The 7,979-nt window shown below is 65.9% G+C and carries 3 protein-coding genes; 1 reads left to right on the top strand and 2 read right to left on the bottom strand.

The annotated features are described in order from the left end of the window. Positions 1-592: 592 nt before the first annotated feature. Entirely contained in the window at positions 593-2,011 is a 1,419-nt protein-coding gene (locus DI041_RS09815) for a DEAD/DEAH box helicase (RefSeq protein ID WP_136639268.1), read from the top strand. A 556-nt stretch (positions 2,012-2,567) separates the two neighbouring features. On the opposite strand, the gene DI041_RS09810 is transcribed toward DI041_RS09815, so the two are convergent. Next, positions 2,568-5,162: a M14 family zinc carboxypeptidase gene (locus DI041_RS09810; protein ID WP_136639267.1), complete on the bottom strand. Its 2,595-nt coding sequence runs from the start codon at positions 5,160-5,162 to the stop codon at positions 2,568-2,570. A 74-nt stretch (positions 5,163-5,236) separates the two neighbouring features. After that, the gene (locus tag DI041_RS09805; protein ID WP_136639266.1) at positions 5,237-7,876 is read right to left on the bottom strand and encodes a TonB-dependent receptor; all 2,640 of its coding nucleotides are present in this window, start codon (positions 7,874-7,876) and stop codon (positions 5,237-5,239) included. Positions 7,877-7,979 lie beyond the last annotated feature (103 nt).

Genomic DNA, 7,979 nt, shown 5'->3' with positions numbered 1-7,979 from the left:
CAGGTCCCACCCCCGCCAATTTCCCGATGACGGATCGAACATCCACATCGTTCGTCGTCGAAATCCGTCAGATATCGATATTGATCGAGTGAGATTCGACAGATCGCGGAAAACTGTCGAAGGTGGGGTGGGTCCGGTTGAGGGGGTGTGAGCGGCATGGATGCCGCGACCAAGCCCCCATGGATGGGTTTACGGCGTCCCCCTCAACCGGACCCACCCCGCCTACCCACAGGAACCCGGCTTTTGACGTTGCTCTGGCCTTGGCTCCGGCCTCTGCGGGTGCAGGGCGCAGCCCTGCAGACAGAACCACTACCTGAACGGGCCATTTTGCGCGGGGTCTCAACCATCGGTTAGACTATGCGGGTCTGCAGCGGCCGTCCGTTTCCCTCCGGGATCGCCGGCGACCTGGGTCCGCCCACTTCGCCCGCCCCCACTCCGACGCCGTTCGTCACGCATTCCAGCCTGCGCTCCGTGCCGGCTGCACCCAATTCTCGCAGCGCGGTTCACGGGAACGCTCCGAGTCAGCCGATCAGTTTGATCTGCCCCCGTCTGTCCGTTCGGACAGGCGTTTCTTGTACTTGGAGCAATCTCAATGTCTTTTGAATCCCTGGGCCTTGCGCCCTTCCTGCTGCGTGCGCTCGCCGAGCAGGGCTACGAAACCCCGACCCCGATCCAGCAGCAGGCGATCCCGCTGGTGCTGGCCGGCCGCGACCTGCTGGCCGGCGCGCAGACCGGTACCGGCAAGACCGCCGCCTTCGGCCTGCCGCTGCTGCAGCACCTGGGCACCGCCTCGCAGGAAGTGCGCACCGGCCCGCGCAAGCCGCGTGCCCTGATCCTGGCCCCGACCCGCGAGCTGGCCACCCAGGTGCATGACAGCCTGCGCGGTTACAGCAAGTACCTGCGCATTCCCAGCGCCTGCATCTACGGCGGCGTCGGCATGGGCAACCAGCTGGACATCCTGCGCCGTGGCGTGGACCTGCTGGTGGCGTGCCCGGGCCGCCTGATCGACCACCTGGAGCGTCGCAGCATCGACCTGTCCGGCATTGAACTGCTGGTACTGGACGAAGCCGACCGCATGCTGGACATGGGCTTCCTGCCCTCGATCAAGCGCATCCTGGCCAAGCTGCCCAAGCAGAACCGCCAGACCCTGCTGTTCTCGGCCACCTTCGAGGACAACATCCGCCAGCTGGCGCTGGAATTCATGCGCAACCCGGAGCAGATCCAGGTCACGCCGAAGAACACCGTCGCTGAAACCATCACCCATCGCGTGCACCCGGTCGATGGCGGCCGCAAGCGCGACCTGCTGCTGCACCTGCTGGCGCAGGACAGCCGCGAGCAGACCCTGGTGTTTGCCCGCACCAAGCACGGCAGCGACAAGCTGGCCGCGTTCCTGGAAAAGTCCGGCATCAAGACCGCGGCGATCCACGGCAACAAGAGCCAGGGCCAGCGCCTGCGTGCACTGGGCGATTTCAAGGCCGGCCGGGTGACCGTGCTGGTGGCTACCGATATCGCTGCGCGCGGTATCGACATCAACGAGCTGCCGAAGGTGATCAACTTCGATCTGCCGATGGTGGCCGAAGACTACGTGCATCGCATCGGCCGTACCGGCCGCAACGGCGCCACCGGCCAGGCAATCTCGCTGGTCGCGCAGGATGAAGTGAAGCTGCTGCGTGCGATCACCCGCCTGCTCGGCCGCGACATGGATATCCGCGATGTGCCGGGCTTCGAGCTGCAGGTGCCGATCCGCTGGGGCAACAGTGCACCGGGCAAGGCCGAGCACGAAACCGGTGAGCGCGCACCGCGCAAGAACCACGCGCGCCGTCCGCACGGCGATGCACCGCGTCACGCGCATGCCGGCCCGAAGAAGGCTGGCGGTGGTCGTCGTGAGGGCGGTGGCAATGGCCAGCAGCGTGCCGGTGCAGGCGCCGGTCAGGGCCAGCGTCGTGGCGGTGGTGGCAATGGTGGCGGCCGTGGCCGCGGCCAGGGCGGCGGCGGCGGTCGCGCCGGCTGATCCCAGCTGACATGGATGGCGCTTCCCGCTGCGCGGGGGGCTATCGAGGGACGGCGCTGACGCGCCGTCCCTTTTTTGTTGCCAGCTACCGTGAGTAGAGCCGGCGGTGTATTGCGCTGAGGGCGGATGGGCGTGGGGCCAGCGCAAAACACGCCGTAAACCCATCCATGGGGGCTCGGTCGGCGCATCCATGCGCCTCACGGTTTTGCGCTGGCCCCACGCCCATCCGCTTCAAGCATTACCTGCGCCTTCTTCTCCCTCCGGGTAGCCGTGGGAAGAAAGATCAAATTCAAATTCAAATTCAAATTCAAATTCAAAGGCAAAAGCCGAAGTCGCAATTCCTGGCTTTGCTTTTTCCCTTGCTCCCGCCTTGCGGTTTGATGCGTCCGCGCCCGCAGGAAACTGTCGAGGGGAGGCCGGGCGGGGTGCGCAGGACCGTTGGCGCCATGGATGGCGCCATCGAGCCCCCAAGGACGGGTTTACGGCGTGTCCTGCGCAGCCCGCCCGGCCTCCCCATACACGCATCAATCAAGGCGCCAACAAGGCGCCAAACGCCTCAACCCCGCGCTTTACTCGGATTCACCAGATTCCCGAAGAAGATCGCGTTGATCAACAGCCGCTCGGTCCCGTGCCAGTACTTGCGGTGCGCCGGATCATCCGCAAACAACACCACGTTGCCCTGCCCCTGCGCCGAGACCAGCAGCCACGCGCTGCCGGCCACGCGGCTGCGGTTGCGCTCGGACAGATAGCCGTTCACCCGCGGCGTGTCATCGATGCGCACCACCGTGGAGAACGGGTTCGCGCTCGGCTGCAACGTCACCGTGTTCTCCTTGTTGATCGCCAGCTGCCGGCGCGGCACGCCGAAGGCCAGCGGATGGCTGGTGTCCACATCAGCGCTGAGGATGTTGCCGCTGACGCGCTCGATCGCAGCAATGTCACGCTGGTCGCCGAACGCGCGGCGGCTTTCGTCAGCAGCGTCTTCTTCCTTGCCGAGCTTCTCGCCGTCGGCCAGCTTCTGTTCGATCGCCCACTTCGAGGCACTACCGTAGGTCACCAGCGAACCACCGGCCTGCACCCAGCGCTTCAGGGCGGCCACTGCCGTGGCATCGACGCCGGTGTAAGTGCCGCCCGACAGCACGATGGTGGTGTAGCGGTCCAGCGGCACTTTGCCCAGCTGTTGCGGGTCCAGCTTGCTGGCCGGCAGGTGCAGCTGCTGATCGAGCAGGAACCAGGCCGAACCGATTTCGGTGGCGGCCACACCCTCGCCCATCACCAGCGCGACGGCGGGCTTGCGCAGCGCCTTGACACCGTCACTGCCGAGGTCGATGCCCTCGCGGCTGCGGCCGCTCGCCAGCGAGTGCACCTGCACACCGGCGTCGCGTGCGGCGGCGGTCACCGCCTCAAGCAACGCCGCATCCTGCAACGGTTGACCGGCGACCGGAATCACCAGGCTGCCAGCAGCGAAGTTGACCTCGCCCTGTGCGGTCGCTGTGGTGAACGACTGGAACGCCGCACGCGCGCTCAATCCCTTGGCCTGCAGCGCGGCCAGCGCGCGCCCGGCATTGTAGTCACGCCAGTCGATGGCATAGGCGAACCCGGCCTGGCCACCCAGCACCGCGCCCTGCTCCGCCGGCACCGCACTTACGCGCGCGCCGCCTTCGATACGACTGCGGCTGCCGGCGAAGGCCACGCCATACGCCGGTGCGATCGCATAGCTGGTGCTGCCGTAGAACACATCGCCCTTGATCGGCGGTGTCTCGGCAAAAATCGAATGCACCAGGCGGAACTGCGCCTGCTGTACCGGCACCACGTAGGCGCTGCCCGCTTCGAAGTGTTGCCCATCGACACTGACTGCACGATCCAGCGCGCGCACCTCGATGCGATGCAGCAGCAACAGTTCCAGCAGGCGCCGGGTCAATGCAGGGTCATGCGCATCACCGAACACGAAGCTCTTCACCGGCTGCTGCGCGGCCTGCTTCAGCGCGCTCTGGAAGAACTGCTTCTGCAGGTCGAACAGCCCGCTGCGCTCGCTCACCGCGCCGCGCACTGTACCCAGACCGGTAGCGACCTGATTGCGGATGGTGAACGGGAAGGTCAACAGGCCGTTCACTGATTCCTGCACGCGGCCGCGCGAACTGGCCTGTTCAACGGTGACGCCCACTGCACCATGGAAGTCCGGATAGGTTGAGCCGTAGACCGGCGAGAAGTTGTCGAAATTCTCGCCGGTGTAGTACAGCGACCCCAACGCATCCAACGCCTGCGCGTGGTACTTGGCCAGGGTCTTGTTGAACTCGTACGAAGCCGGCGGAATCAGCGGGCTGTGCATGCTCTTCGGCGAGGGCTCGAAGTAGTAGGTACTGTCCTTGCCCATCTCGTGGAAGTCGATCTGCACGTTCGGGTACCACTGGTGGAACACCTCCACCTTCGGCCGCGAATCCTGCTGGGTCAGGGCAAGCCAGTCTCGGTTGAGATCGGTGAAGTAGTGGTTGGTGCGGCCCTGCGGGAACGGCTCGACGTGCTCCTTGTCGGCCGGGTCGGCCGAGGCTGGATCGGAGGCCCACGCGTTGTGCCAGTTGGCCGCACGATCACGGCCATCCGGGTTCTGCGCCGGGTCGAACAGCACCACCGCCTGCTGCAGCCACTGCTGGGTTTCGGCACTACGACTGGCCACCAGGTAGTAGGCGGTCAACATCGCCGCCTCGGCACTGGAGGTCTCGTTGCCATGCACGCTGTAGCCCAGCCACACCACCACCGGGCTGTCACCGGCCTCACTGCGCGGCTGCGCCGGATCGGCCAGGGTCGCGTGCTGCTGGCGGATCTGTTCCAGCCGCGCATGATTGCCTGCAGCGGTGACGGTGGCGATCAGCAGCGGGCGACCTTCATAGCTGCGGCCGATCTCGCGCACTCTGATCTTGTCCGAGCGTTTCGCCAGTTCCTGGAAGTACGCCACCAGCTGGTCGTGCCGGGTGTAACGGCTGCCGATCGGGTAGCCGAGAAACTGCTCGGGCGTGGGCACCGATGCATCGAACGCCGCTGCGTCGCTGACCTGCGGGAAGAAGTAGGCGCTCTGCGCCTGCGCCGGCTGCGGCGAGGACAGTGCGGTGGCGGCGGCAAGCAGCAACGGAAGAACGGCATGGCGATGCAAGGACACGGTGACTCCCCTGGAACACAACGGCAGACGATCGCGCGGCCGGTCCCTTCAGGTGACCGGCCGCGGCAGATGGATCAGAAGCGATAGTCGAAGCCCAGCGTGAAGTAGCGGCCACGCAGGTCGTACTGACTGAAGTCGTACGGCGCGCGGATGCCCGGGAACGAGGCGTCGTACGGCGGCGTCTTGTCGGCCAGGTTCTGCACCTTGGCGTACACGGTCAGCTTGTCGATGCCGGTGTAGGCCAGGTACAGGTCGTACTGGCTGTAGCTGCCGACCTGCTGCTGCACGGCCTTGGCGGCGGTGCTGGCTTCCTGGCGATAGCTGCTGGTGTAGTACCAGGTCACCGCCGCGTTGAAGTCGCCGTACTTCCAGTCCAACGTGGTGGTCGCCTTGTCCTTGGGCAGGGTCGCGCCCAGGTTGCTGCCCGCATAGTCCACCAGCGGGCCACCGACCACGGTCGGGCGACGGTAATCGCGCACATGGGTATAGGCCGAAGACACGGTGAAGTCACCGAACGCAGCGGTCGGGATCCGCTGGCGCAGTTCGACATCGATGCCCGAAGTCTTCAACTCGCTAAGGTTCTGGTAGCGGTTGTAGACCGCCTGCAGCTTGCCGCGCTCGTCGCGCTGCACCGCACCGGCGACATTGTCGTTGACCAGGGTCTGGGTGTTGTTGGTACCGACCAGGTTGTCCAGCTGGATGCGGTAGTAGTCCACGCTCAGGTTGGTATTGGCCCACGGCGACAGCACCACGCCGAAGTTCAGGCTCTTGGTCCGCTCCGGCTTCAATTCGTTGTTGCCAACGGTGAAGAAGGTCGGGTTCTGCCGCGAGCCAGGCACGTCCGGATCACGCGGATCGACCACGCTGCCGTAGGCGATGCTGGTGCTGTTGGAGTTCTCCGACAGCGATGGCGCACGGAAGCCCTTCGACGCCGAGGCACGCACCAGCAGGAAGTCCAACGGCTGCCAACGCAGCCCGATCTTCGGCGAGAACGCATCGCCGAAATCATCGTAGTGATCGGCGCGCGCGGCGGCGGACAGCTCCAGCGTCGAGGCCAGCGGCACGTTCACTTCGGCGTAGGCCGCACTGACCTGGCGTTTGCCGTGCACTTCGGCAATGGCCGGGCGCACCTGCAGGCCGGCATCGATCTGCCACGGGTTGTTGGAGTCGAGCTTCTCGCGGCGCCACTCGACACCGGCAGCGAAACCGATCTCGCCGGCCCAGGTATGGCCGAGGCTGCCGGAGATCTTCGCGTCGATGCCCTGCAACTTGGACTCGGCCGGACGCAGCGTGGCGATGTTGATCGAGTCACGCACCGACTGCGGCGTGGCGGCCGGATTCAGCAGGTTGTAACTGCCGGTGGCCAGCGCATCGGCCAGCGCCCAGCGGTTGGCGAAGCCGCCGGAGACGGTTTCGCGCTCGCTGCTGCGCGCGCCGAACGCCGCCACTTCCCAGTCCCACTTCGCGGTGGTGCCACGCAGGCCGAACACGCCGCGGTAGGCGGTGGAGCGGTTGGTCTTGAGGGTGCCGCCGAGGTCGAAGAAGGTGTATTCGATCGGGATCGCACGGCCGTACGGGTTGTACGGATTGTTGGCCGGCAGCAGCGACGACACCGGCTCGGCCAGGCCACTGTCCGCGTTCAGTGCGAAGCGGCCACTCTCCAGCGTGAAGAACGGGCTGCTGCCGAACCACGCAGTGCTCTTGATCTGGCTGTACAGCACTTCGCCGAAGGCTTCGACGTTGTCGTTCAGGCGGAAGGTACCGTTGGCATAGGCCTGGTAGCGCTTGGTCGAAGGGATCAGCGTGGTGAACAGGGCCTGGTTGAAACCGCAGGTATCACCGGCCAGGCCGTCGATCGGCGCGCTGGCAACGCGGGTGGTGCCGGTGGGGCAGTTGCCGTTGGCATCGAGCATCGGCACGGAGGTGCCATTGACCAGATAGCGTGCGCCCTTGGCCGACCAGCCGTTCCAGCGGCCGCCGGGCTTGTCGGTGTAGATGCCGCTCCTGGTCAGGTTGCGCTCGTCCTGGTCCAGTCGCTCGCGGTTGTAGCCCTGCAGGCTGAAGAGGATGTTGTAGCCGTCCTTGTCGATGTCGCCCAGGCCACCAACGAACTTCAGGTTCTGCTCGTGCAGGCCGCCCTGGTCGGCGCCGCCGAAGCTGCCACCGATCTCGGCGCCTTCGAAGTTCTGCCGGGTGATGATGTTGACCACGCCGGCCACGGCGTCGGAGCCGTACACCGCCGAGGCACCGTCCTTGAGCACTTCGATGCGCTCGACTGCGACCAGCGGCAGCGCGTTGAGATCGACGAAGGTGTCGGACAGGCCGCCAGCGGGGAAGCCATAGTTGGCCAGGCGGCGGCCGTTGAGCAGCACCAGCGTGTTCTTCTGCGACAGGCCGCGCAGGCCGATGCCGGCCGAGCCGGAGGCCCAGCCGTTGTTGGTGGTCTCATTGCTGGCGTTGCCGGTGTTGGCCGAGATCGAACGCAGCACATCGGCCACGGTGGCCTTGCCGGTCTGTTCCAGCTGCTGGCGACCAATCACCTGCACCGGGTTTGAGGCCTCGGTATCGGCACGTTTGATGTTGGAACCGGTGACGCGGACGGCAGCCAGGGTGCTGGCTTCGCCACTGGCGTCGGCGGAGGTTTCGGCGGCGGCGGACAAAGGCGCGGCCAGAGCGACGGCCAGGGCCGCCACGAGCAGGGTGTGCTTGGGCATGACGATGTGGGGGAGGTGGTAAGGGCGACGAAGTTCCGCAGTAATCCATGCGTGGCCGGGGGGCGGCCAATAACATCTCTTCATACGGATATAAGAGAAACTA

Origin of the sequence: Stenotrophomonas maltophilia, assembly GCF_004920835.1 — a bacterium.
In the GTDB taxonomy this organism is placed as follows: Bacteria; Pseudomonadota; Gammaproteobacteria; order Xanthomonadales; family Xanthomonadaceae; genus Stenotrophomonas; species Stenotrophomonas maltophilia_AQ.
The sequence above is the reverse complement of the archived record's forward strand: the minus strand, read 5'-3'. Positions and strand labels throughout refer to the sequence as shown.

Excerpts from the sequence above, each read along its gene's own strand:
- DI041_RS09815 (WP_136639268.1), top strand. The coding sequence starts at position 593 with ATGTCTTTTGAATCCCTGGGCCTTGCGCCCTTCCTGCTGCGTGCGCTC.
- DI041_RS09805 (WP_136639266.1), bottom strand. The coding sequence starts at position 7,876 with ATGCCCAAGCACACCCTGCTCGTGGCGGCCCTGGCCGTCGCTCTGGCC.